Origin of the sequence: Schinkia azotoformans, assembly GCF_035811335.1 — a bacterium.
GTDB lineage: Bacteria > Bacillota > Bacilli > Bacillales > Bacillaceae_J > Schinkia > Schinkia azotoformans.
Genome location: NZ_JARSMD010000067.1, coordinates 1 through 1,353, shown reverse-complemented (window position 1 = coordinate 1,353; position 1,353 = coordinate 1). Strand labels below are relative to the sequence as shown.

1 protein-coding gene and 1 pseudogene are annotated in these 1,353 nt (G+C 36.5%); both read left to right on the top strand.

Annotated elements, in window-relative coordinates:
• Nucleotides 1-457: copper amine oxidase N-terminal domain-containing protein (locus tag P9E47_RS22760; RefSeq protein WP_326165162.1), on the top strand; the 457-nt coding region annotated here is incomplete at its 5' end.
• A 416-nt stretch (nt 458-873) separates the two neighbouring features.
• Nucleotides 874-1,353, top strand: a pseudogene (locus tag P9E47_RS22755) (copper amine oxidase N-terminal domain-containing protein); the annotation flags it as partial.

Here is a 1,353-nt window from a genome sequence, read left to right as displayed (position 1 = left end):
AGTTGGCGAATTTGACAAAAATTACGTTGCGAAGAAAGCAATCGCAACCGTGGTAACACCAGCAGATGGTAACGCACGTGTAGGTGATGTAGTATTCACAGTAGGTAAAACTACTTACACGGAAGCAGGCGTAGAACAAACGATGGACGTAGCTCCATTCATCGAAGCATCCCGCACATACCTACCAGTTCGTTATGTAGCGAAGTCTGTAGGTGTGGAAGGTAGCAAAATCCTTTGGGATGAAGCAACTCGTCAAGTAACGATCATTAAAGATGGTCAAGTCGCTCAATTAACAATTGGCAGCAACATCTTAACACTGAACGGTGCTAAAATCACAATGGATACAAAAGCAAAAGTAGTAAATGGCCGTACCGTTCTTCCATTACGTGCTGTAGCAACAGCATTAGGTGCAAACGTAGCTTGGAACGAAGCTGACCAAACTGTAACTGTAAAATAATAATTATTTCATCTAGTGGGGGAGATCGTAGAGGTCTCTTCCTTTTTTATGCAATGTGAAAATATCTAATGATAGTATTTGTTTTTTAGAATAAATTATAAAGCTAAAAAAGACCTTATTTGGAAGAAAATTGGCATTGAGATGTTCGTTTAAAAGTAGTTTAATATAACTTGTGAGGCACGACAGTGACATGAATCGAACTATTAAATGTGCTCCGAAACGCATCAAATTATTTGATCAGTAAATTGTTTCTAGTTGAATGTAAATAAACTGGAAATGAATTACTATTGAATGTGTGATTCAAAAATGATTTACTAGAATAGTAAGTTTTAAGTTAGTTAACAAACTCACTTATATAGAAAAAGAAAACAAGTGAGAAAAATTATAATACCAAACATCAGGAGGAATACATTAATATGTCTAAACAACCAACAATGAAAAAAGTTCTTAACGTAATGACAACAGCAGCATTAGTAGGTGGCGTAGTAGCACCGATCGTAGCACCAATCACTGCAGATGCAGCAAACACCACAAACTTAGTAGATAAGGTATTACATGTAGATAATGATTATAAATCCGGTGATACTGCATCCAACCACATCATTATTAAAGAAGATGATGTACAATTTGATGGAACAACTGATACATTCCGTTTAACCTTACCATCAGGTGTTAAATGGGTGAAAGAAAAATATACAGGTCAAATTGGCTCAACTGATGCAAAATTTGAGGTAGTCCAAGTAACAGATCAAGATTTAGAATTAAAAGTTGCAGGTGACTGGAGTAAAGCAACGGATGCTTCAGTACAAGTACCAATGTTCTTCGAAGTTGACGGAGCAGAAGGCGAATTAAAAGTATCTGTAGACGCCAAAGGCTCAACATTAACTTCAGGTCAA